The 21,770-nt window shown below is 48.6% G+C and carries 28 protein-coding genes; 26 read left to right on the top strand and 2 right to left on the bottom strand.

Annotated features, from left to right (window positions below):
- The 23 genes from AAC147_RS09430 to AAC147_RS09540 all read left to right on the top strand — a co-directional run.
- Window positions 1-336: phage portal protein (locus AAC147_RS09430; protein WP_047680401.1), on the top strand; the 336-nt coding region annotated here is incomplete at its 5' end.
- Window positions 314-964, top strand: coding sequence for an HK97 family phage prohead protease (locus tag AAC147_RS09435; protein ID WP_047680444.1), 651 nt, complete (start codon window positions 314-316; stop codon window positions 962-964). The genes AAC147_RS09430 and AAC147_RS09435, both read left to right, overlap by 23 nt.
- 12 nt (window positions 965-976) lie before the next feature.
- Window positions 977-2,188 (top strand): phage major capsid protein, encoded by a 1,212-nt coding sequence (locus AAC147_RS09440; protein ID WP_047680403.1) that lies wholly within the window; start codon window positions 977-979, stop codon window positions 2,186-2,188.
- Between the two features lie 43 nt (window positions 2,189-2,231).
- Window positions 2,232-2,528, top strand: coding sequence for a head-tail connector protein (locus AAC147_RS09445; RefSeq protein WP_047680405.1), 297 nt, complete (start codon window positions 2,232-2,234; stop codon window positions 2,526-2,528).
- Between the two features lie 9 nt (window positions 2,529-2,537).
- A complete protein-coding gene (locus AAC147_RS09450) occupies window positions 2,538-2,864 on the top strand; it encodes a phage head closure protein (RefSeq protein WP_047680407.1) in 327 nt (108 codons plus the stop codon).
- Window positions 2,851-3,240, top strand: coding sequence for a hypothetical protein (locus AAC147_RS09455; protein ID WP_047680409.1), 390 nt, complete (start codon window positions 2,851-2,853; stop codon window positions 3,238-3,240). Before AAC147_RS09450 ends, AAC147_RS09455 begins: the two co-directional genes overlap by 14 nt.
- Window positions 3,233-3,637, top strand: a complete 405-nt coding sequence (locus AAC147_RS09460) for an HK97-gp10 family putative phage morphogenesis protein (protein ID WP_047680411.1) — start codon at window positions 3,233-3,235, stop codon at window positions 3,635-3,637. Before AAC147_RS09455 ends, AAC147_RS09460 begins: the two co-directional genes overlap by 8 nt.
- 21 nt (window positions 3,638-3,658) lie before the next feature.
- Entirely contained in the window at window positions 3,659-4,123 is a 465-nt protein-coding gene (locus AAC147_RS09465) for a major tail shaft subunit (protein ID WP_047680413.1), read from the top strand.
- Window positions 4,120-4,464, top strand: coding sequence for a phage tail protein (locus AAC147_RS09470; RefSeq protein WP_047680414.1), 345 nt, complete (start codon window positions 4,120-4,122; stop codon window positions 4,462-4,464). Before AAC147_RS09465 ends, AAC147_RS09470 begins: the two co-directional genes overlap by 4 nt.
- Window positions 4,465-4,478: 14 nt before the next feature.
- Complete coding sequence (locus tag AAC147_RS09475; RefSeq protein WP_047680416.1) at window positions 4,479-4,688, top strand: hypothetical protein; 210 nt, start codon at window positions 4,479-4,481, stop codon at window positions 4,686-4,688.
- A gap of 3 nt (window positions 4,689-4,691) precedes the next feature.
- The gene (locus tag AAC147_RS09480) at window positions 4,692-8,051 is read left to right on the top strand and encodes a phage tail tape measure protein (RefSeq protein WP_047680418.1); all 3,360 of its coding nucleotides are present in this window, start codon (window positions 4,692-4,694) and stop codon (window positions 8,049-8,051) included.
- Complete coding sequence (locus AAC147_RS09485) at window positions 8,048-8,380, top strand: phage tail protein (protein WP_047680420.1); 333 nt, start codon at window positions 8,048-8,050, stop codon at window positions 8,378-8,380. The genes AAC147_RS09480 and AAC147_RS09485 overlap by 4 nt, the downstream gene beginning before the upstream one ends.
- Before the next feature lie 11 nt (window positions 8,381-8,391).
- Window positions 8,392-9,129, top strand: coding sequence for a phage minor tail protein L (locus AAC147_RS09490; RefSeq protein WP_047680422.1), 738 nt, complete (start codon window positions 8,392-8,394; stop codon window positions 9,127-9,129).
- Window positions 9,130-9,229: 100 nt separating this feature from the next.
- On the top strand, window positions 9,230-9,793 hold the full coding sequence (locus AAC147_RS09495) for a hypothetical protein (protein ID WP_156115339.1): 564 nt from the start codon (window positions 9,230-9,232) through the stop codon (window positions 9,791-9,793).
- A 69-nt stretch (window positions 9,794-9,862) separates the two neighbouring features.
- A complete protein-coding gene (locus tag AAC147_RS09500; protein ID WP_047680427.1) occupies window positions 9,863-10,564 on the top strand; it encodes a C40 family peptidase in 702 nt (233 codons plus the stop codon).
- A gap of 4 nt (window positions 10,565-10,568) precedes the next feature.
- Complete coding sequence (locus tag AAC147_RS09505) at window positions 10,569-11,144, top strand: tail assembly protein (RefSeq protein WP_047680429.1); 576 nt, start codon at window positions 10,569-10,571, stop codon at window positions 11,142-11,144.
- Between the two features lie 56 nt (window positions 11,145-11,200).
- The gene (locus tag AAC147_RS09510) at window positions 11,201-14,491 is read left to right on the top strand and encodes a phage tail protein (RefSeq protein ID WP_081988985.1); all 3,291 of its coding nucleotides are present in this window, start codon (window positions 11,201-11,203) and stop codon (window positions 14,489-14,491) included.
- Window positions 14,491-14,850 carry a hypothetical protein gene (locus AAC147_RS09515; RefSeq protein ID WP_231571378.1) on the top strand — a complete coding sequence of 120 codons (360 nt, stop codon included), beginning with the start codon at window positions 14,491-14,493 and terminating at the stop codon, window positions 14,848-14,850. Before AAC147_RS09510 ends, AAC147_RS09515 begins: the two co-directional genes overlap by 1 nt.
- A gap of 1 nt (window position 14,851) precedes the next feature.
- Entirely contained in the window at window positions 14,852-15,472 is a 621-nt protein-coding gene (locus tag AAC147_RS09520) for a hypothetical protein (protein WP_047680431.1), read from the top strand.
- Window positions 15,473-15,498: 26 nt separating this feature from the next.
- Entirely contained in the window at window positions 15,499-16,836 is a 1,338-nt protein-coding gene (locus tag AAC147_RS09525; protein ID WP_052189452.1) for a tail fiber protein, read from the top strand.
- On the top strand, window positions 16,815-17,291 hold the full coding sequence (locus AAC147_RS09530; protein WP_156115340.1) for a tail fiber assembly protein: 477 nt from the start codon (window positions 16,815-16,817) through the stop codon (window positions 17,289-17,291). The genes AAC147_RS09525 and AAC147_RS09530 overlap by 22 nt, the downstream gene beginning before the upstream one ends.
- Before the next feature lie 376 nt (window positions 17,292-17,667).
- Complete coding sequence (locus AAC147_RS09535; RefSeq protein ID WP_047680433.1) at window positions 17,668-17,874, top strand: hypothetical protein; 207 nt, start codon at window positions 17,668-17,670, stop codon at window positions 17,872-17,874.
- Entirely contained in the window at window positions 17,846-18,349 is a 504-nt protein-coding gene (locus AAC147_RS09540) for a DUF2335 domain-containing protein (RefSeq protein ID WP_047680435.1), read from the top strand. Before AAC147_RS09535 ends, AAC147_RS09540 begins: the two co-directional genes overlap by 29 nt.
- A gap of 289 nt (window positions 18,350-18,638) precedes the next feature.
- On the opposite strand, the gene AAC147_RS09545 is transcribed toward AAC147_RS09540, so the two are convergent.
- On the bottom strand, window positions 18,639-18,809 hold the full coding sequence (locus AAC147_RS09545) for a hypothetical protein (RefSeq protein WP_047680438.1): 171 nt from the start codon (window positions 18,807-18,809) through the stop codon (window positions 18,639-18,641).
- Between the two features lie 136 nt (window positions 18,810-18,945).
- Here AAC147_RS09545 and AAC147_RS09550 point away from each other — a divergent pair, with 136 nt between their 5' ends.
- The 3 genes from AAC147_RS09550 (at window position 18,946) to AAC147_RS09560 (ending at window position 20,434) form a co-directional block, all read left to right on the top strand.
- Entirely contained in the window at window positions 18,946-19,194 is a 249-nt protein-coding gene (locus tag AAC147_RS09550) for a hypothetical protein (RefSeq protein ID WP_047680440.1), read from the top strand.
- Window positions 19,187-19,378 (top strand): hypothetical protein, encoded by a 192-nt coding sequence (locus tag AAC147_RS09555; RefSeq protein WP_047680455.1) that lies wholly within the window; start codon window positions 19,187-19,189, stop codon window positions 19,376-19,378. The genes AAC147_RS09550 and AAC147_RS09555 overlap by 8 nt, the downstream gene beginning before the upstream one ends.
- Window positions 19,379-19,687: 309 nt before the next feature.
- A complete protein-coding gene (locus AAC147_RS09560; RefSeq protein WP_072032495.1) occupies window positions 19,688-20,434 on the top strand; it encodes an ORF6N domain-containing protein in 747 nt (248 codons plus the stop codon).
- 55 nt (window positions 20,435-20,489) lie between these two features.
- Here the strand turns inward: AAC147_RS09560 and AAC147_RS09565 are convergent, their stop codons facing one another.
- On the bottom strand, window positions 20,490-21,581 hold the full coding sequence (locus tag AAC147_RS09565; RefSeq protein ID WP_047680442.1) for a tyrosine-type recombinase/integrase: 1,092 nt from the start codon (window positions 21,579-21,581) through the stop codon (window positions 20,490-20,492).
- Window positions 21,582-21,770 lie beyond the last annotated feature (189 nt).

The following is a 21,770-nucleotide window of genomic DNA, read 5'->3' on the forward strand; positions in this document are numbered from 1 at the left end:
ATTAATTACTCGCTGGTGCCGTACCTCACCCGCATTGAACAGCGGATTAATGCCGGGTTAGTCAGAAGCAACAAGCAAGGGCGGTTTTACGCCAAATTCAATACAGGTGCCCTGTTACGCGGTGACATGAAATCCCGTTTCGAGGCCTACGCCACGGGGATTAACTGGGGGATTTACTCGCCGAATGAATGCCGCGAGCTGGAAGAACTCAACCCGCGAGAAGGGGGCGATATTTACCTGACGCCCATGAACATGACGACCAAACCGGAAAATACCACCCAGAAACCCCAAACGGAGGATAAACCCAATGCCGATGATGACGAAACAACGGCTTGACGTGCCCCTGAAAATCAAATCGGTCAGCGACGCCGGCGAGTTCGAGGGCTACGGTTCGGTGTTCGGGGTGAAAGACACCTATGACGATATTGTCCTGCCCGGTGCCTTTGCGAACACCTTAAGGCAATGGAATGAAAAAGGCCGCCTGCCCGCGTTGCTCTGGCAGCACCGGATGGATGAACCCATCGGTATCTATACCGAGATGAAAGAAGACGAGACCGGGCTGTATCTCAAAGGGCGGTTGCTGATTGAGGATGACCCGCTGGCAAAACGCGCCCACGCGCATATGAAAGCCGGTTCCCTGTCGGGACTGTCTATCGGTTATCTGCTGAAAGACTGGGAGTATGACCGGATCCGCGAGGCTTTTTTACTGAAAGAGCTGGATTTATGGGAAGTGAGTCTGGTCACCTTTCCGTCCAACGATGAAGCCCGGGTCAGCGAAGTCAAATCCGCTTTTGCCCGGGGCGATATTCCTGCCCCGAAAAGTATTGAACGGGTCCTGCGCGACGTTGGACTCTCTCGCTCTCAGGCTAAGGCGTTTATGGCTGAGGGCTACCGGGCACTGTCGCCGCGTGACGCGGAAACCGTGTCTGCATTGAATGCACTGAAAACATTACATTTTAATTAACCGGAGTTTTTTATGCCTATTGAAGTGAAAGACGTACAACAGGTCGCGCAGGAAATCCAGCAGCGTTTTGATGAGTTCAGACAGAAGAACGATCAGCGCATTGAGGCGATTGAGGCCCAGAAAGGCAAACTGGCGGAACAGGTGGACACCCTGAACGGCAAACTCAGCGAGCTGGATACGTTGAAAACGGCCCTTGAAGAAGAGCTGGCGGGACTGAAACGCCCGGCAGGGGGCCATCACAGTCCGGCCGTGAGTGAACACAAGACCGCGTTTATCCAGTTTATCCGCAAGGGCAAGGAAGACGGACTGGCCGAACTGGAACAAAAGGCCATGCAGACCACCACAGATCCCGATGGCGGTCATGCAGTCCCGGAAGAACTGGACCGCAACATTATCAACGCGCTGAAAGACCAGGTTGTGATGCGTCAGGAATGCGAGGTGATCGCACTGGGGAGCCCGGACTATAAGAAGCTGGTCAACCGGGGCGGGACAACCAGCGGCTGGGTGGGGGAAACCGACAAGCGCGAGGAAACCGCGACTTCCCAGCTCGGCGTCATTGAGCCTGTCTGGGGAGAAATTTACGGCAACCCGGCCGCCACTCAGCGTATGCTGGATGATGCCTTTTTCGATGTGGAAGCCTTTATCTCATCGGAACTGACACAGGAATTTGCGGAGAAGGAAGAGGCGGCATTTACCCACGGTGACGGCAGCAAGAAACCCAAAGGGTTACTGGCTTTTGGTTCAGATGACAAGGCGGACAAAGATCGCGAGTGGGGCACCCTGCAACACCTGCTGCTGAAAAAAACGGCCGAGGTCACGGCGGACGACATCCTGCAACTGATCTACACCCTGCGCAAACCGTACCGCACCGGCGCGAAATTCATGATGAACAACAACCTGTTGTTTAAGGTGCGTACCCTGAAAGACAGTCAGGGCAACTACCTGTGGCAGCCGGGCTTGCAGTTGGGCCAGCCTTCCGCCTTGCTCGGCTACGGTATTGCCGAGAATGAGCAGTTTGCGGATTTGGGCGCCGGGGCGATACCGGTCGCTTTCGGCAACTTCAAACGCTGCTACACCATTCTGGACCGCCTCGGTGTTCGCATGTTGCGCGATCCGTACACCCATAAACCGTTTGTGCAGTTCTATACCACCAAGCGCGTTGGCTCAATGCTGGTGGACAGCCACGCGGTGAAACTGCTGAAAATGGCAGAGGGTAAGGCTTAATCCCCTGGCGGCCTGCGTGCCGCCCTGTTATCAGGAGACCCTGATGCAATTACCGACGATTGAAGAACTGCGGTTACAGTGCCGGCTTGATTCTGATGAGGAAGATGCCTTGTTGCAGGCTTATCTTGAAGCGGCCAGAGAAAAGGCCATTAATTACCTGAACCGCAATTTTTACGAAGAGGCTGTGCCTGAATCAGACCCGGAGGGGCTGGTTCTTTCCCCATTGATAAAGCTGGCCCTGATGCTGGCGGTCGGGTTCTGGTATGAAACCCGCGATCCGAAACGGTTACCACCGGGCTTCCGGGACTTGCTGGACGATTACCGGATAAAACCCGTATAGGAGGACAGGATGTTGGTGAATGAAATCAACAAACGTATCAAACTCTTTCGCCCTGTTATCACACGGGATGAACTGGGATCAGAAACCATCACCGCCGAATATGTTACCACGGTCTGGGCCAAAGCCGAGGCGATGTCTAACCGCAAAATTCGCACCGCCGATCAGCAACAGGTCATTGAAATGCAGCAGTTTACTGTGAGGCCAAGAAAGGACATTGAACCCCATTGGCTGATTGAACATCAAGGTCGGCTGTTTACGGTTCGCGCGGTAGATCGCAATCGTGCCGACCGCACTCTTATTACCACAGAAGCGGATGTACGTCATGATAGAGTCTGATATCAAAACTGATTTAGCGCGGTTAACCCAGTTGCCTGTTTACCCACTGATATTGCCGTCCAGTGTATTAGAGGGGGTAACCTATCAGCGGATCAGTGACCCGAAATTCAATACCGGACTGGCCCCGACACGACTCATTGAAGCCCGTTTTCAAATCAGCCTCATTTTACATGACTATACCCGGGCGCTGAAACTGGAGCGCGTTATCCGTTCTGCCTGGGAATCGGTACAGCATGGACTGATTGGGCGTACTGCCGTACAGACCGTTTCACGTGGCCCCTTGTCTCAGGCGTCGGAAGAGTTGACGGAAAACCGCAAGCGTTACCGTATCACGCGTGACTTTATTATCTTCTTTGCGGAGGACACCGATGATTAGTACTGACCTTTCCGGTCTGGAGGCATTGGGACGTCGATTACAGGCGCTGGACACCGAATTGCAGACCCGGATATTAAGAGCCGCGGGCAAAGAAGCGATGCAAATTGTGCAGGAAGATATGATCGCCCATGCCGGGTATGACAAGAAAAGTGAGGGTCCCCACATGCGGGACGATATCAAAATCCGCGCAACAAAATCAAAGAAGTATCCAGGCGGGGTCATGATTATTGTTGGCCCCACTCAGCCCCATCGCATGAAAGCCCTGGCACAGGAAATGGGCACCATCAAGCAAGTGCCTCGCCCGTTTATCCGTCCGGCGCTGGACTACAACAAAACGGCTGTTTTAAGCGTGCTTGCACAGGAAATTCGCGCAGCATTGTCTGTCTACAGTAAATAACCCTGACGGGAGTAAATCACCATGACAACATCGTCACCTGAATACGCTGTATTGCCCGCGGGCACGGTCGTAAAGTTCGGCAAACCCGGCGACAGCGTGGAAAACATGAAACAGTTAATTAACTGTAAAGCATTGGGCGCAACAGGACTCACGGGCAGTTTTATCGACTGCACCACTCTGATTGATACCAATAAACAATTTATTTCGGATATGCCGGAGGGACCCGAAAAGTCATTGGGGTTTATTGATGACCCCGAAAACGCCGATTTTACCGCGTTCCTGAACGCCGCTCAGCATCGTGAAACCGTCCAGTTTTACATTGCCCTGCCGAACAAACGTACCGCCACGATGGTACTGGCGCTTTCCGGCTGGGAAATGAACGACATTAACGCCCCGGCGAGTGAAGTCATTCAAATCACCGTCAAAGGCAAACAGAATAACCTCGTCTGGGGTATCGCCACCACGAAAACAGGAGTCACCCAATGAAAGGCCTGAAAGCAGCATTATTAACCCCGCGTCCTCACGTGAAGGAAGTCGAACTTTTTGGTACTAAAGTCAATTTGCGCCGAATGACCGCGTCTGAACTGATAGGTCTGGAGGAAGCGGTAGAAAAACTTCACGACGAAAACGCCTGGGAAGCCTCACGGCTCAATATCCAGATGGTGCTGGATTGTCTGGTGAATGACAAAGGAAAACCCCTCGACAAGGCCGATTTGCCCACAGCGGATGAACTGATGGAGATCCACGATAATGCCACGATTATCGCGGCTGTCAATATTGTGAAACGCCATGCTATCGGCACGCTGGAGGACGCCGAAAAAAACTAATTCAGTCGCCGCTGTTGCATTTTGCCTTTACCCTTGCAGAGCAACTCGGCGAAATCGATCCCTATCGCATCCTGTCTTTGCCTGCATCCACCCTGAACGAGTGGCAGGCGTATTATCGGCTGAAAAAGCACAAACAGCCCGCTAAAACGCCTGTCGCCTCCGTACCGAAATCCCGTGATACGGTACAGGCACAGTGTGATGCGGTCATGAAATTATTAGGCTAAGTTATGGCAAATTTATCCACACTCACCGTAGGCTTACTGGTCAATGCCACGTCATTTAAGTCACAAATTACCGAAGCGTACCGCCACGCCGGACGGGAATCGGAAAAATTCGCCGGCAAGGCCAAATCAAGCGCGAGAAAGGCGGAATCGGCTTATCAGTCTCTGGGTAAACAAATTAAATCCGTTTCCGGTCAGTTGATGGTATTGTCCGGCACGGGTTTTTCATTGGGGGCGATTCTGATCGCCACCCGTAAGTATGGACAGGCTTTATCCGATTTGTCTGCCATTACCGGGGCCACGGGAGATCAATTAAAACAGCTGGATGCTAATGCGCAGCGGTTGGGGCGCACCACGGAATTTGGGGCCGTCCGAATTACCGAAGCGTTTAAATTAATGGCTTCCGCCAAACCGGAACTGCTGAAAAGTACTGAAGGATTGACGCTGGCAACACAAAAAGCGGTGACGTTAGCGCAGGCCTCCGGGATTGATTTACCGGAAGCGACAAAAGCACTGGCACTCTCATTAAACCAGTTCGGGGCCAGTGCGGAGCAGGCCGACCGGTTTATCAATGTCCTGGCAGCCGGGGCGAAATACGGGGCTTCCGAAATCAATGAAACGGCGCAGGCGATTAAAAACGGCGGGACGATGGCCGCACAGGCCGGGATCAGTTTTGAAGAGCTGAATGCGGTCATTCAAATTCTGGCCGAACGGGGAATAAAAGGCGCCGAAGCGGGTACGGCTATCCGAAATATGATCCTGGCCCTAGAGACTTCAACGGATAAAAAACTGAAACCGTCTGTGGTGGGATTGTCTGCCGCGCTGGACTATCTGGCTAAAAAGAATTTGTCTACCACGGAGGCGACCAAACTGTTTGGGTGGGCGAGTATCAGTGTTGCTTCCAACTTAGTGAAAGGCCGGGGAAAATTAGACGAACTCCGGCAGTCATTGACGGGGACGCAAGTCGCCTATGAGCAGGCGGGCGCCCGGGCGAACAACCTGAGTTCGGATCTGGACGTATTAAACAGTGCGTTTGAAGGGCTGGCAATTAAAGCCGGTCAAAGTGCGGATGGCCCGCTTCGAACCGGGGTTCAGAGTGCAACCACGGCTATTAACGCACTGTCAGAAAACTTTAATCTGGTGGCCAGAGTTGCCTTGCACACCCTGCTCCCAGTGATGGCAGTAAAAATGACGGCAGGGTTACGCGAAAATGTCAGTGCGTGGAGAGCCACGGAAAAAGCCGCTCGTGATACGGCCAGACAGAAAGCAGAAACCGCAAGGCGTACTATCGAACAGGCTAACGCGACGATTCAATTGACCCAGCGTCAGGGTGAACATATTGAAAGAATGAGAGGGATCAATGCTCAACATGGCCTCTTCGTCAATTATGCCAAAGAGTCAAAGGCGCTCTATCGGCAGGAAACAGAGGCGCTTAGACAAAAGGAAAGAGCGACGCGACAACTGGAACTGGCCAATCGCCGCCTCTCTTTTTCTTATCGTGCGCTTTCGACATCGGTAAATATGGCACGGGGCGCCCTGGCGTTAATGGGGGGGTGGACAGGTGCGGCGGTTTTGGCAGGGTCAGCCCTGTATGGATTATATAACCACAGCGTCCAGGCGAGGGAAGGGCTAAGGAGGTTAAAAGATGAAACGATTGAGACTGTTGCGGAACTGCAACGCCTTTCTAAAATTAAGCTGGAAGTGGAGCTTGATAGGAATAACGATGATATAAACAACCTTAAAGAGGAATTAAAACAGGTTGATAGCCAACTGGAAAGGTATTCCCAAACTAGGATTGGTAGATTGAAAAATCGTCAAAAAGGTGCGTTAAGTTTTCTTTTTGAAGATCCTAAAGAGGTCGAAAAGAAAGGAAGGGAGCTACTTAGCCGACGAGAAGACATACTGAAAGGATTAGAAGGGAAAACTGCAAGAGATAGGAATATCCGCTCAACGTTATCGACAGGTAAATTTGACGTTAAGCCTCCAGAACCCACCCCACCCCCTGCAAATGACTTTAACCCCTGGAAGGGCGAAGGAAAGGACAAGAACGATAGCGATAAAAGTGACAGCAAAGGAAAGCAAACCCTGAATCAGTATCGTCAGTTACGTCTGGAAATAGAAAGGGCACACACGACAAGTTTAGGACGTATTATCCTGGGTGAACAAGAAGTTCAGCGAAAGCTGAATGAGGTCAGTAAATCCGGTTTAGTTTCCCAAAATGAAATTTTGCGGCTAAGCACCCTCAATGCCGAAAACCACCAAAAGCAACGGAGGGAACTGACGGAAAAATATACCCCGGTAAAAGCCCTTATCCGTCAGGAAAAAGAAGCCAGTGCAGAGCTTAAGGCCCTGTATGCCGAACGATTGCTGTCAGAGCAGGCGTATTTATCAGCCAGCAAAACCCTGTATCAAACTTTTGTCAAAGATAAACTGGCGGAGCAGGCCAGACAGCTCGCCGCCCCGCGTCTGGATATGGCCGGTGAGGTTGACCCCCTCGCTCAGCTTAGAAACCAGCTTACTGAACAAACGGCTTTATACGATGCTTATTACCAGAATGGCATCATTAAAAAAGAACGCTATGAGCAATTGGTGGCCGCAGCCGGTACACGTTCTAAAGACGCGCAATTTTCGGCAGCCAAAGAACTGTATGGTGCGCAGGGAAGTTTTCAGAAAATGCAAATGAACCTGTTGGATGCTGTTGAACAACGGACGGGTAACGCCTTAACCGGCATGCTGATGGGGACAAAGTCATTTTCTGAATCCATGAAGGAATTATCGGCATCATTGGCGCAGTCTATCATCCAGGATCTGATGCGTATTGCCATGCAGGCACTGATAACGAAGGCACTTTCTGGTTTCTTTGGCGGTTCAGGCGGCAGTATGGCGAATATGGGGGCCAGTTCTCTGGCCTCAGCAGGGGGCGGCTTATCACCTATTGGCACAGGCACGACAATCATGCCTGATGTCTGGAAAAGTCCGATCCTGAATGCGAAAGGCGGCATTTATCAATCCACAGACTTGAGTCAGTACAGCGGGCAGATTGTCAGCAGCCCGACCCTGTTTAGATTTGCCAAAGGGGGCGGATTGATGGGGGAGGCAGGACCGGAAGCGATTTTGCCATTAAAACGGGGCTCAGATGGAAAATTGGGTGTTCAGGCGATGGGCGGCACAGGCAATCAGACAACCAATAATGTCAATATCGTCGTCAATTCTGACGGAAGCCACGAAGTGAAAACAACCGGTGGATTCGAATCTGCGGGTCAGGATATTGCGAAGTTTGTTGATCAGCGATTCAAATTATTGCTGCATAAAAGTCTGGGGCAGGGAGGCGAATTAAGCGTGGCTATCAAAGGAGGCAGAAGGTGATAAAAACATTTGATTTTCCCGCGAGGGTCGGTGCTGTCGGGGAATTTGAGCCTGTTGTGCGCGCTGTCCAGTTTGGTGACGGATATAAACAAACTTCAGGAGATGGCATTAATTCACAGCGCGAAAGCTGGCCTTTGTCCTTTGTGGGGACGTTATCTGAAATAGCACCCGTGATGGCTTTTCTACGCGAGCACCAGGGATGGCGCTCATTTAAGTGGCGCAATCCGTTATCTGAGATGGGGTTATATCAAGCCGGAAAATTTACGATACAGGCCAGCGGGGCATATTTCACTCTCTCTGTGACATTTACCCGCATCTATCACCCGTAAGAGGTTTTATCATGACGATCACTGCGACACTCCAGCGCCTTGAGCCGGGGAGCAAAATCTTATTGTATACGGTAGATGGCTCGGCCTTTGGCGGGCCAGAACTGCATTTTCACAGTCACCCTGTCGCTTACACCGAAGCGGAACTGGAAAGCCCGGATAGCCTGACGGCTAAACCGATCTGGTGGCAGGGTGTGGAATACAAACCGTGGCCTGTTGAAATTAAGGGGCTGGAAACGCTCAGTGACGGCAGGGCGGTGTCACCGACCCTGAGTGTGGCCAATCTGGATGGGACTATCAGCGCCCTGTGTCTGGCTTATCAGAACATGGTGCAGGCGCGTGTCACTATTCGTATGACCTTTGCGCATTATCTGGATGCGAGAAACTTTCCAGAAGGCAACCCGCAAGCCGATCCGACACAGGAAAAAATCGATGTTTTCTATATCGACAGTAAGACCCATGAAGATAACGAAAGCATTCAGTTTGCCTTATCGTCACCGGCTGACTTACAGGGTATACAAATCCCTACCCGTCAAATCCACAGTCTTTGTACATGGTGTATGCGCGGGTTATACCGCAAATCACCTTGTAACTATACGGGAACGCGATATTTTGATGAGGAGGGTAACCCGACTGATGACCCGGCAAAAGATGCGTGCGGGGGGTTGATGAGTGACTGCAAGGCCCGATACGGTGAAGCGGCTCAATTGCCTTTTGGCGGATTTCCGGGTTCGGCGTTGTTGAGGCGGTAATAATGCAAATTTTGACAGATAGGATATTCTTATAGTCAATTCTTGATTATTGATTCAATTTTCTTCATTGTTGCAATTTTACTAACAAGTGAGAGAGCTTATGATGAAAAAAATTATTTTGATTATCCTGACGTTTTTCGTCATGAATCAATTGGCGTTTGGACAGGCAAAAGATGAGCCACAAGCACCCTTTGGGTTAAGGTGGGGCATGACTATTGATGAAGTTAGAAAGCTAAATCTCAAAAAATTTGATGAGTATCAAGATAAATTAGTGCATACCATAAGAACAAAATCAGTACCTATAGAACCCAAATATGACGGTGAGTATTTTTTAGATTTTTTCCCTCTTAATAGAGGGTTGAGGTCTATTAGTTTCGATATAAGCGATTCTGGTAAAAATTACGATAATTTAAAAGAGAAATTTAATCTCATTGCATCAAGTCTAAATAATAAGTATGGCAAGCCTGTTCTTGATGAACAGAATAATCATGAGTTAGTCAAGGACTACGAATACAATCAAATGGCGATTAAATTAAGGCTTAATAAGGGAGAACGTACACCTTATGTATTGTGGGTAAGCTATGAATATTACCCTACAGAATTACTCACTAAAGATGAACCAATACTTAAGAAGTTAGCAGAAAAATACGACAATCCTTTCTGAATATAGCCATATGTCAATGAATGAATCATAACATCCCGCTTTGACGGGATTTTTTGTTATGGAGTCTATATGCGCCCACACGTCAACGAATCCATCATGGATCACGCGCAGGCCGAATACCCCAATGAATGCTGCGGACTGGTGATTCAGAATGGCCGAAAGCAACAGTATATTCCCTGTCGCAATATCGCCCCGTCACCCACTGAGCAATTCAGCATTCACCCCGACGATTATGTCAAGGCCGAAGAAGCCGGAACGATTGTTGCGATTGTCCACAGTCACCCCGATGCGACAACCCAACCCAGCCAGTTAGACATTGCTCAGTGTGACCTGTCACAAACCCCGTGGGTCATTGTTTCATGGCCGGAGGGAGATATCCGTACCATTATGCCGACTGAGGGGGTAAAGCCTTTACTTGGCCGCCCGTTTGTACATGGTATCTGGGACTGTTACGCCATCGTGCGTGACTGGTATCGGCTGGAACGTAATATTGAGCTGCCGGATTTTGCCCGCACGGATGGCTGGTGGAACCGGGGCGAAAATCTGTATATGAAACACTATGTTTCGGCGGGGTTTGTGGAGTGCAGCGGTGAATTGCAGGCCGGGGATGTGATCATGATGCAGGTGCAGGCCAGTGAGCCTAACCATGCCGGCATTTACCTCGGTGACGGCCTCATGTTACACCATCTGTACGGACAACTCAGTCACCGCGTGTCTTATAGCGGGTACTGGCAGGAACGTACGGTGAAAATAGTCAGATATCAGGAGTAATTTCATGAATACATTGCGAGTGATACGGTTATACGGCGTGCTCGGTGCCTTGTTCGGACGGGAGCACCGGCTGGCTGTCTCATCACCGCAGGAAGCGATCCGGGCGCTGTCGGTATTAATTGACGGCTTTGAGCAGTTTTTGCTGACGGCCAAAGCGCGCGGACTGACCTTTGCCGTGTTCAGCGGAAAACGCAATATCAGCCGGGAGGAACTGGCCTTTTCCGGGGAGGAGGCTATTCGCATTGCTCCGGTGATTATCGGCAGTAAAAAGGCCGGGATTTTTCAGACCATTCTCGGTGCGGTGATGGTCGCCGCGGGGGCGTTTATGTGGGCCACCGCGTGGGGAGTGCCCTTAGTGATGTCCGGTGTGTCGATGATGCTGGGGGGCGTGGTGCAGATGCTTTCACCGATGCCGGGCGGACTGGCACGCCGGGAAGATCCCGACAACAAGCCCTCTTATGCCTTTGGTGGCCCGGTGAACTCCATTGCACAGGGCAATCCCGTTCCCGTGGGATATGGCCGGCGCCGCATCGGTGGGGCCATTATCTCAGCAGGTATCTATGCCGAAGATCAGCAATAACGCCATTTATTTTTATTGAGTCTTGCCGCGCCTGCGGCTTTCTTTGTAGGTGAATTATGGGTAATCATCTGATTCAGGGCAGTAAAGGCGGCAGTCGCAGTCCACGCACGCCGGTTGAATCCCCGGATTCTTTACAATCCACGTCCTATGCAAAAATTATCCTGGCTCTGGGTGAAGGGGAATTTGCGGGCGGGCTGGATGGCACCAATATCTTTCTGGATAACACACCGATTATTGGCCCGAATGGTCAGGCCAACTTCGAAGGCGTGAAGTGGGAATTTCGCCCCGGTACACCGTATCAGGATTATATTCCCGGTATGCCCGCCGTAGAAAATGACCTGACCGTGGGGACAGAGTTAGTCGAGTCATGGGTCAGATCGGTCACCAATACGCAGTTATCGGCCGTCCGTATCCGTTTATCGTGGCCTCAGTTGCAAACACAGCAAGATAACGGGGATACAGTCGGGTATCGCATCAGTTATGTGATTGAAGTGGCAACGGATGGCGGGGCATACCGGGAGATCCTGAACACAGCGGTAGCGGGCAAGACAACCACCAAATATGAACGATCTCACCGTGTGGATTTACCCCAGGCGCATTCCGGCTGGCAGGTACGGGTACGCCGTCTGACCCCAAAACAGAACAGTAACCGGATTGCTGACGCGATGATGGTGGAGGCCATCACAGAAATTATTGATGCCAAATTGAGTTACCCCGAAACCGCCCTGTTATTCGTCCAGTTCGACGCCAAACAGTTTCGCAATATCCCGCAGATTTCCTGTGAACCGAAAATGCGGGTGATCCGGGTGCCGGACAACTACGACCCGGACGGCCGCACTTATTCCGGGGTGTGGCAAGGTGAGTTCAAATGGGCCTGGACAGATAACCCTGCCTGGGTGCTGTATGATTTGATGATCAATGACCGGTTCAGTATCGGCACCCGGGTTAAAGCGGAAAATTTGCGTCTGGCAAAATGGGACCTGTACCGTATCGCCCAGTATTGCGACCATCCCGTACCGGATGGCAAAGGCGGCACCGAACCCCGGTTTACCTGTAACGTCTATATTCAGTCTCAGGAAGATGCCTGGACTGTTTTGCGGGATATTGCCGGTATTTTCCGGGGTATGACATTCTGGGCCAACAATAATATGAATGTACTGGCGGATATGCCCCGGGATATGGATTACCTCTATACCCGTGCCAATGTGAAGGACGGTAAATTTACTTACGCCAGTGCCAGTGAGAAAACCCACTATTCTACAGCGATGGTGAGCTGGTCCGATCCGCAGAACGGGTATCAGGACGCCGTCGAACCCGTTTTCGAAAACCGGTTGATACGCCGCTTCGGGGTCAGACAGGCGGATGTGACGGCCATTGGTTGTACCCGTCAGAGTGAAGCTATCCGGCGCGGTAAGTGGGTGTTACACACTAACGAATATGACCGGATGGTGACCTTTACCGTGGGACTGGATGGCAAAATCCCCTTACCGGGTTACATCATTGGCGTGGCGGATGAGATGCTGTCCGGGCGTGTCCTCGGTGGGCGTATTAGTGCCGCTGAGGGGCGCAATATCACGTTAGACCGGGTTTCATCGGCTAAAGTGGGCGAGCGGCTTATTCTCAATCTGCCCTCCGGTAAGGCGGAAGGGCGTACCATTCAGGCGGTTAATGGCGAAGTGGTGACGGTCAGTACCGATTACTCCGAAATGCCGGCCACTGAATGCGTCTGGGCCATTGATGCGGCCGATTTGGCGGTTCAGTTATTCCGGGTTACGGGTATTAAAGAAGGAGAGGATGGTGTTTCCTTTGAAATCACCGCCGTAGAGCATAACCCGGACAAGTACGATCACATCGATACCGGCACCCGCATAGACGAACGCCCCATTTCGGTCATTCCGCCCGGCGTGCAGCCACCGCCGAAAAATGTCGCGATTAACAGTTATTCTGTCGTCAATCAGGGTATTGCTGTCACCACACTGCGTGTCACCTGGGATGCCGCAGATAGCGCCATTGCCTATGAAGCGGAATGGCGACGGGATAACGGCAACTGGATATCCGCCCCGCGCACGTCGACACAAGGTTTTGAAGTGCCGAACATCTACGCAGGCCGTTATCAGGCGCGGGTCAGGGCGATTAATGCGGCGGAAATTTCCAGTATTTGGGCGAATGCCCCCGAAACGCATCTGAAGGGGAAAGAGGGAAACCCGCCTGTACCCCTGGCATTCAGAGCGACCCCGATTGTCTTTGGTATCCAGTTAAACTGGGGTTTTGCGCTGCAAACTGACGATACGCTGAAAACAGAGATTCAATACAGTCCGACCAACGATGGCGAAGGGGTGATGTTACTGGCGGATATTCCCTACCCGCAAAAAACACACACGATGCAGGGGCTGGCGGCGGGGGTGGCTTTCTACTTTCGGGCCCGGCTGGTGGATAAATCCGGCAATCAATCCCCGTGGACAAACTTTATTCGGGGGGCGTCCTCTACCGACACAAACTGGATAACCCAGGCGATGGGTGACCAGTTCCTTACTGCCGAAGCCGGTAAACGCTTGCAGGAGCAACTGAATTATCAGGCCGAAGCAGAACTGATTAACAGTACGGCGATTTATCAGAATGCCCGTAACTTAATCGTGAAGGATGGAGAGAACAAGGCCGAAATCAGGCGGCTTGACCGGGTATTCGCTGATGAGAAGGCAGCATGGGCCGAATCCTTTAAAGAGGTGAAGGCGGACCTTGTGGTGGTTAAAGATGAAGTGAGAACCGAGGTCAAGGCCAGCATTCAGGAAAGCCAGAAAGCCATTGCGAAAATGGACAAAGCCCTGGCGGAAAGTGAGCAACGCACTCAGGCACAGTTTAAAGATCAGTCCGCCATTATTCGTGAGAAAGCGACGGCAGTTTTCGATATCGACGGCAATGGATATGCCATTAAGAATATCGGGGCCGGGGTGAATTATAACGGTCATTTTTATAAAGCGGGGATGGTGATTGGGGCAGAGGTGAAGAACGGCAAGGTGGAAACTCACTTCGGGGTCAGTGCCAACCAGTTTATGGTAATGAATCCTGCTGATGACAAGCTGGAATCGGTCTTTATGATTAAAGACGGGCAGGTATTTCTCAGAGAAGCGTTAATCGATAAAGCGATGATCCAGAAGCTGGTTGTGGGGGATGAAATTAGATCCGTGAATTTCGACCCCCATAATAAAACCGGGTTCAGACTGGATATGAAAACAGGCGAAGAGGTGCGTTACGGGCGCGGGAGTTCCGGTTATTGGGTCGAAACCAATAATCTCAAGCAGCTCTTTGATAATAATGGAATATTACGTATCAGAATGGGGATTTGGTGATGGGGATGGGATTGGAGATTTACGATGAAAAAGGCCGGGTGATTATCAGCACGAATAATATTATCCCGCGTTTTTTAGGGACTCACGTTATCCCGCTTCAAAAATCAGGGCACTTGTTTTTGCCGGGATTGAGTGAAGGGGGTAATGTGACGGCCCGTTTCTTTTTACGCATGAGAAGCAGGGGTCATACCCTTACTTCTGCTATCAGTAATGAGTTCACAAAGTTCAGTGTATCTGGCAGCACGTTCAGTTATTACGTGGATTATGACATCTGGCGATGGGAGCACATGGGTAGAGGTGGCGGACAAACCGGGGTATGGGCTGAAATGCAAAACCGGGTGACCATTTGGGCGATTTAATATGATGGGATTAGAGTTTTATACCGACAACGGTCTGGTGCAATTATCCTATAAAACCCCGTCACTGGGTTTTTTAAGAAAAGCGCAGAAGAATGAAAGTAATGCCGGCTGGGATGAAAAATACTATAACTGCGCGCTGGTTTATGGGGCCGGAGGTAAATATTTTTTTGCCCCGGTATCGGAACTGGCAATTTCGGGCAACAGCGGGCTGGAGGTGTATAGCGAGAAAGGCGAACTGATGTTTTCTTCCTCCATGAAATTACTGTCATTTGTAAAATATTTTTATGTCGACGTCCCCAATAATAAAAACAGGCCTTTTGTTCATGTGGGTGAACCGGGACGGCATTATGGCTTCATGCCCATAAAATGGCAGTCCAGAGAATATTATAAAAATATTGTTCATATTCGCGGTGAAAATAATCCGCCGTTTTATGATGAAGAATGGGAATATAACGTTTGGCTGGAAACCTTCAAGGGAAAATACAGTGATGGACGTATTGAAATTGCCTACTCCTATGAATTTGTGGGTGAACGAAGTACAGGTGTAGATCCCAACGCAGGGAGCGGCCCACCGCCGCTGTTGGAAGGCTTTATTGTCGATTTAACCATGATAGAAGGTTAACCCTCTCTTTTTTCAGGAACCAAACCATGATTTATGCACAAGGCACAATTTCTATTGTGTCCGGCTCGGCTATTGTCCGCGGTACGGGCACGCAGTTTAAAGACAATCTCAACGGTATTGCTCCGGGGCAGGTGATCATCATCCAGTCCGGCAACAGTAACTTGTTGCATATGATACAGGCGGTGAACTCCGATACGGAACTGGTGCTGGCGGATAAAGCCACGGTGACGCTGGATAACACTACCTACCAGATTCAGACGACCGTCCCTGATTCCATTTCCGATGGCGTCCGGCATATGGTGGCGATTAACAGCAACATCATCAATTTCCTCCAGAACATGGATAAGTGGTCGAGTGAGAATGGGGTGGTTGATATCACACTGCCGAACGGACGCATTGTGTCCCTGCAATCCATTCAGGCGATGAGTGAAAAAATCGATCAGCTTGGGCGGGAGGTGAGTAATCAGGCAACCCCGAAAGCGGTAAAGGCGGCCTATGATTTGGCCAACACCGCAAACCAAAACGCCAACCGCCGCCTCGACAAAGCGCAGAACGGGGCGGATATCCCGGATAAGAAGGCATTTGTGAGCAACCTCGGTTTAGAGAAAACCGTCGAACTGGCGGCTAACGCCCTGGATAAACGTACAGGTGGGACAGTCAGTGGCGCGGTCACCGTTGGGCAATTAATGACCCCCGCACTGACGATAGGGAGTGGTGGCGTTTATGATGGCAACCGTGATGCGGCGAGTTTTGAGGGCAACAACATAGAAATTCGTTCATGGCACGGCGTGGGCTTTAAATCGACACACAATAGTCCCAATGATGTCACCTCCATTTATTTCAATACCCGCAATGGCGATATTGCGGCTCAAGGGAGTATTTCGAGTCAGGGTGATATTGCATCTCAGGGCAATCTTTCCATTCTGAAGAATGCTTCAGTAAAGGGAAAAATAAGTGCGGATGAAGGATTGATTGCCGGGACTGCATCACAGAATGCGATACTGACTCCCTGGGGAGATCTTCATGGTAACACATGGGGTGGGTGGCTTAGCCACTGGTTGAACGCCACGTTTGCCCGAAAGAATTCTGGAGTCGTTAGTGGTAAAGGCTGGTTTAAAGATGAGTCGACAGGACTGATTATACAGTGGGGGTCTGAATCGGAAAGTAACAGGAACTTCAGTTTTCCCCACATGTTTTCCGAAGCTTGCTTTGTTGTCTTAGTCACTAATTCAACTTCACAGGGGGCACGTATAGATAACGCGTTTGGCTATCCGGTGAATAATTCCGAGTTTTATGCCGCGACAAAACGGGAAGATGGCATAGTTAATGGTTTTCCGGTGGCATGGCTGGCAATTGGGAGGTAACAATGAAAAATATTCAACACAATAAAACAAAACGAAAATTCGATAATGACTGGTTTTATAGTGCCTCTGAAAATGGTTTTGTTTATCGGCCGTATGATGAACAGGGTGCTTATCCAGACGACGTGAAACCGATCACCGATGAATTGTACAAAAAAATGTTTGAAGGCCAATCAGACGGTAAGCGGATAGTGGCCGGTGCGGATGGCCTGCCTACCTTGATTGAGTTACCCCCGCCGACACCGGAGGAGCTACAGCAACAAGCCGAATCAGAAAAGCGTTATCGCATGTCACAGGTGGCAAATACCATTGCGCCACTACAGGACGCCGCTGACCTCGACATGGCCACGAAGGAAGAAAAAGCGGCTCTTGTCGCCTGGAAAAAATACCGCGTCCTGCTCAACCGGGTAGATTGTTCCACTGCCCCCGATATCGCATGGCCGGAACCGCCGAAGTGAGGATGGGTGGGTAAAAGGGAATATTATTGTTAATAATTAGTTAATGTAATGTTAATTTTGGGTAACTGAAACTCTTACTTGCCGTGGGGAAGTGTTGGGGTTATTGACTCACTGATAATGAATTCAGGCCACGGAGGGCTGAAAATCGACTTTCATCACATGTATAACATTTAATACAAAGTGATGGCAATATGGAGTCATTGGTTATAATTCTTCTTCTAACATGCCTAGAACGTGTCGTCATCTTCTTTAAACGTGATATATATGCCCTCTTTTTTTACCGCATCAAGTAACTTGTATTGCTAAAGCTATTTAATTAAACTTAATACTATGTTGCAGTTCTGGCACTATGAAATTGACTGAATGGGAGGTTATCATGACAGCCACAATGCGCCGCTATATGAGAGCGATAGGTAGTGTTATGGATATTATGCCTTCAACTAATTATCGGAGCATTATTACATCTGGCAATGATGCGCAGAAATTGAGAAATGACGCTCACAATATAGCGAGAGATATGACGGGTGTTATTGTAGGGTGCGGCGAGATAGCCAATGAGCGAAAACCAAAAGCCGGTAAGTGACAGTACTCAAAACGAGGATAGATGCAGTACTGAGTTATCAGCGGAGCAGCTAGAGAGCGTCGTTGAAACCAATCCTCAGTTACTTGAAAGGCTTTTGGATAATCCTAAAGTCGTTTCTATTATTCAGCACAAAACATCTTTGTTTCAGGGTCCTCTTCCTCCACCTGATATGCTTAGAGAGTATGATTCTATATTGCCGGGGATGGCAGAGAGGATTCTTGAATTAACGGAAAAAGAGCAGCAATTTAGACACGAAACTCAAAAAACAGCACTCAATGCAGTTATAAGAAAAGATACCAGAGGGCAATGGATGGCTTGTGTTTTAAGCATTATTATCTTAGGTATAGCTGTGTATTTTGGTATTAAAGGTGAGTTAAGTTTCGCTGCAAAATTAATTACAGGGAATTTGATAGCAATAGCAGCTATTTTTGCTATTGGCAGGATATTCAAATCCAAAGATGAAGAAGATTCATAAACCCGCCCCGCGCGGGTTTTCCATTCAAGTACCATTCCCCACTTCCTACCCCGATCCCCTTAATTTCCGCTCCTTTGATAAAATCATGTTAAATCAATAAATTACAAATAATTCACGTGTAACCTATTGATTTATTCGAGGTCCTCAGTTTGGCGCTGGAAATATTGAAATGTTCCGGGTGGCCAAAGTGACGGTCTCGGATAAATCAATTAGTTATCCGTAATGCAAATCTGGTTTACGAGGAATTACAACAGCTTAATAACCTCACCTCTTTAAGAGGTTTGGTTAGTTATTGCTCAATGCCGCGAGATTGCAACTCTTTACGGATAATTCTTTTTATCCATGCAGATATAGATTCATCACCATCAATTTTCATCGCTTCCCTCATAGCTTGTTCTAATTGTGGCTCAACTCTGAATGCAATTTGTTTATTACCTCTCGGCAAATTTGTGTTTGACATATGTAATACTCAGGGTGTATGTTGTTTGTGTCTGACAGTGTACAACACATTTATGTCAGATGTAAAACAACAACGCCCCGAAGTGCTACCAACACTATCGAGGCGTCTAACCAAAAACGTAAAGGAGTCTTACGCTATGGATACACCACAGCATAACCAAACTCGCCTCAAATTTACATTCCTAATTGCATCGGGCACTCAGCGGCTGGTGGATATTCACCCTGTGCGCCTTATCACCGCGCTGGCGGGGAATGAAGGTGAAGCCCGTTTACTGGCAGGCATTCCCTCTCTGATATTCGTTTCCCGTCAACCGGGGGATATCGGTATCAATATACCTTCCAACCGTAGCGATATGTCTACCGTTCGTGAGGTGCGCCATGTTTAAGATCATCATCACCGTCACTAATTACCGCACAAACAAAGTGAATACATTCACGTACCGCAACAGATATAAAACCCTACAAGGCGCAGAAAAAGCCGCCAAAGGTATTCGCAGTGTCTGCATGCCTGATGGCAAAACCATCACCGAAACCGTTGATGCCGAAATCGTGGAGGTGCGCCGTGCGTAATCTTACCCCTATGACTATTTTGATGGAATGGGAAACGGCAGCGTGATTGAAGTAACTAAGGATCAAATACCACGGACGGTAGGAAGCTAGCTAAGTTATCACACTATATAACTAATGCAACCGATTACTTGCCATTAATAGAGCGAACAGTCTAGTTTTCGATACGCTTCCCAAATTTGCTATAGAAATCTTTACAAACAGTGACAATAACGTAATAAATATTATTACTTTAAAACGGCGAAGCCCCCAACTACTGGTAATAGTCAGGGGCTTCAATAAACAGTTTACCCCAAGCCAAAGGAAGTAAACATGTTAAGTATACAGCTTAATAGATTAAATAAAAATACTCATTCAGTAGAACATATGACTGCCATCATGCACAACAGTGTTCCGGTTATTACTACTGAATTGTTAGCTGATGTTTATGGAACGAGTGCAAATAATATTAAAGTGAACCATTCCAGAAATGCTGAACGGTTTATCGAAGGGAAACATTACTTTAAACTAACTGGTTCATTATTAAGAGAATTTAAGCGCAAGGTTACTCAAAGTAACTTTGTGAAAATCGCCCAAAATGTGCGTCACTTAATTTTATGGACAGAACGCGGTGCAGCCCGTCACGCTAAGATGCTGGATACTGATAAGGCATGGGATGTTTTCGAGAAGATGGAGGATTTTTACTTTAACCAGAAAGAATCTGAATCAGTAGCAGTTAAAACCACAACTCAAGATCGCGCTCTTCTACGTGAAAATGAATTGACGGGTGAACAATTACCCTCGGCAATAGGGTACTTGGCAACTAAAGCGATTGAAGGTGAGTTTCTGGGGCAAGAAGAAATGCCAATCCCTAATAATTACTCTGGTTTTACTGGACGTTTATTAATGGAATTGGAAAACGGCGAGGTACTTTATTCTCAAGTACTGACGTCAAAACATCATGTTTCTACTTTAAATGACTTTATGGAAATTGCTCAACGTGCTGGTTATCTTCTGATACATAAGGAGGATATGAAGCCAATGATGAGAGCGCTGGAAGGTTATAAATTCAGCTTGTAGTTACTAACAGAAGCCCCGTTATGGGGCTATCATTCGCATAATAAGCACTGAAAAGTTACTCTTCTTTCTTTTGCATCAGCTTGTTGTACTTCTCATGCAGTGATTGCGGGTATAGTTCTGTGTATACCTGCCATAATACATTCAGTGATCGGTGGCCTGTTACCTGCGCAACTTCTTCAATTGAGAAGCCAGCTTCAAACAAGCGACTGGCTCCTTCTCGGCGTAGGTCGTGATAGCGGAGGTCTTCAATGCCTAGAGCGTTACGGACCTTTTGAAAACCGTGTGTTATGCTCCTGGGGTTGTAAGGAAATATTAGATCACTTGTTCTTGGTTGTTTTTGAACTATTTCCCAGGCATCCCCAAGTAAAGGAACGGACATGTGATTCCCTGTTTTCTTTCTGGGATCTTTTCTATCCCTTACAACGACAGATCTTTGTTTTTCGTCTACATCATCCCATCTAATTTTACAGACCTCGCCTATGCGCATACAGCTTAAGATTGAGAAATTTAAGATATCTTCATAAGGTATTTTTCCTTCCCTATGACTACTACGCTTACGCAACCCCTCAATGAGTTTATCAATTTCCTCTTCTGTGGGTCTTCTGCTCCGGCGCTGGGATTTACCGATTAACCCCATTTGAGTCAACATAGAACGTGCTTCATGAGCGGGATTTACTGCATAGTCTATGTTGTAAACTGGTTTAGCTGATTTTAAAACAGACGATAGGTAACTAATGTCATGACTAATGGTGGAGGGAGTAACGCCTGTAGAGAGTCTTTGTTTACAGTACTCTATGACATGGCTAACTGATAACTCAGAAAGCGTTAATTTCGCTAATTCACTGTTTAGAAGTATACCTAATACGCATTTTTTAGCCCTTCCTGCTTTCCCTCCTAGATTTTGGTCATCAATATATTTACGCAGTAGATCTCCAAATTTTAAATTTTCAGTATCACTTTGAGCGGGAACTCCGTTTTGTTCTAGCTCAGCTACTCGCTGAGCACCCCATGTCTTGGCGTAGGACTGTCTTCCGAATGTACGATTTTCTCTGTAAATATATTTACCGCCAGATTTAACACCAACAGTGCAGCGATAGCGAACTGTGCCATCTGCGCGCGGGCGTTTTTCTATACTATAGTAGGCCATTTTTCATATTCTCCTATCCAGATTTCCATATCAATTGGGGGTGCTGTTTGGGGTGCTGATAATTCAAAAATAGCCTAAAACGTCCTTGAATGCACTAAAATACACAGATATAAAAAAGAATAAATTCACTGTAATACCAACGGATGAGGGAAAGTTCAAGCCTTCCACGCTCTACTGCTGTTCCGATCA

The sequence above is a fragment of the Xenorhabdus sp. NBAII XenSa04 genome, from assembly GCF_963866145.1.
GTDB classification, from domain to species: Bacteria; Pseudomonadota; Gammaproteobacteria; order Enterobacterales; family Enterobacteriaceae; genus Xenorhabdus; species Xenorhabdus indica.

What these genes read in the sequence shown, in the direction of transcription:
- AAC147_RS09435 (WP_047680444.1), top strand. Translation starts at nt 314, where the DNA reads ATGATGACGAAACAACGGCTTGACGTGCCCCTGAAAATCAAATCGGTC.
- AAC147_RS09440 (WP_047680403.1), top strand. Translation starts at nt 977, where the DNA reads ATGCCTATTGAAGTGAAAGACGTACAACAGGTCGCGCAGGAAATCCAG.
- AAC147_RS09445 (WP_047680405.1), top strand. Translation starts at nt 2,232, where the DNA reads ATGCAATTACCGACGATTGAAGAACTGCGGTTACAGTGCCGGCTTGAT.
- AAC147_RS09450 (WP_047680407.1), top strand. Translation starts at nt 2,538, where the DNA reads ATGTTGGTGAATGAAATCAACAAACGTATCAAACTCTTTCGCCCTGTT.
- AAC147_RS09455 (WP_047680409.1), top strand. Translation starts at nt 2,851, where the DNA reads ATGATAGAGTCTGATATCAAAACTGATTTAGCGCGGTTAACCCAGTTG.
- AAC147_RS09460 (WP_047680411.1), top strand. Translation starts at nt 3,233, where the DNA reads ATGATTAGTACTGACCTTTCCGGTCTGGAGGCATTGGGACGTCGATTA.
- AAC147_RS09465 (WP_047680413.1), top strand. Translation starts at nt 3,659, where the DNA reads ATGACAACATCGTCACCTGAATACGCTGTATTGCCCGCGGGCACGGTC.
- AAC147_RS09470 (WP_047680414.1), top strand. Translation starts at nt 4,120, where the DNA reads ATGAAAGGCCTGAAAGCAGCATTATTAACCCCGCGTCCTCACGTGAAG.
- AAC147_RS09480 (WP_047680418.1), top strand. Translation starts at nt 4,692, where the DNA reads ATGGCAAATTTATCCACACTCACCGTAGGCTTACTGGTCAATGCCACG.
- AAC147_RS09490 (WP_047680422.1), top strand. Translation starts at nt 8,392, where the DNA reads ATGACGATCACTGCGACACTCCAGCGCCTTGAGCCGGGGAGCAAAATC.
- AAC147_RS09495 (WP_156115339.1), top strand. Translation starts at nt 9,230, where the DNA reads ATGATGAAAAAAATTATTTTGATTATCCTGACGTTTTTCGTCATGAAT.
- AAC147_RS09500 (WP_047680427.1), top strand. Translation starts at nt 9,863, where the DNA reads ATGCGCCCACACGTCAACGAATCCATCATGGATCACGCGCAGGCCGAA.
- AAC147_RS09505 (WP_047680429.1), top strand. Translation starts at nt 10,569, where the DNA reads ATGAATACATTGCGAGTGATACGGTTATACGGCGTGCTCGGTGCCTTG.
- AAC147_RS09510 (WP_081988985.1), top strand. Translation starts at nt 11,201, where the DNA reads ATGGGTAATCATCTGATTCAGGGCAGTAAAGGCGGCAGTCGCAGTCCA.
- AAC147_RS09515 (WP_231571378.1), top strand. Translation starts at nt 14,491, where the DNA reads ATGGGGATGGGATTGGAGATTTACGATGAAAAAGGCCGGGTGATTATC.
- AAC147_RS09520 (WP_047680431.1), top strand. Translation starts at nt 14,852, where the DNA reads ATGATGGGATTAGAGTTTTATACCGACAACGGTCTGGTGCAATTATCC.
- AAC147_RS09525 (WP_052189452.1), top strand. Translation starts at nt 15,499, where the DNA reads ATGATTTATGCACAAGGCACAATTTCTATTGTGTCCGGCTCGGCTATT.
- AAC147_RS09530 (WP_156115340.1), top strand. Translation starts at nt 16,815, where the DNA reads ATGGCTGGCAATTGGGAGGTAACAATGAAAAATATTCAACACAATAAA.
- AAC147_RS09535 (WP_047680433.1), top strand. Translation starts at nt 17,668, where the DNA reads ATGACAGCCACAATGCGCCGCTATATGAGAGCGATAGGTAGTGTTATG.
- AAC147_RS09540 (WP_047680435.1), top strand. Translation starts at nt 17,846, where the DNA reads ATGAGCGAAAACCAAAAGCCGGTAAGTGACAGTACTCAAAACGAGGAT.
- AAC147_RS09545 (WP_047680438.1), bottom strand. Translation starts at nt 18,809, where the DNA reads ATGTCAAACACAAATTTGCCGAGAGGTAATAAACAAATTGCATTCAGA.
- AAC147_RS09550 (WP_047680440.1), top strand. Translation starts at nt 18,946, where the DNA reads ATGGATACACCACAGCATAACCAAACTCGCCTCAAATTTACATTCCTA.
- AAC147_RS09555 (WP_047680455.1), top strand. Translation starts at nt 19,187, where the DNA reads ATGTTTAAGATCATCATCACCGTCACTAATTACCGCACAAACAAAGTG.
- AAC147_RS09560 (WP_072032495.1), top strand. Translation starts at nt 19,688, where the DNA reads ATGTTAAGTATACAGCTTAATAGATTAAATAAAAATACTCATTCAGTA.
- AAC147_RS09565 (WP_047680442.1), bottom strand. Translation starts at nt 21,581, where the DNA reads ATGGCCTACTATAGTATAGAAAAACGCCCGCGCGCAGATGGCACAGTT.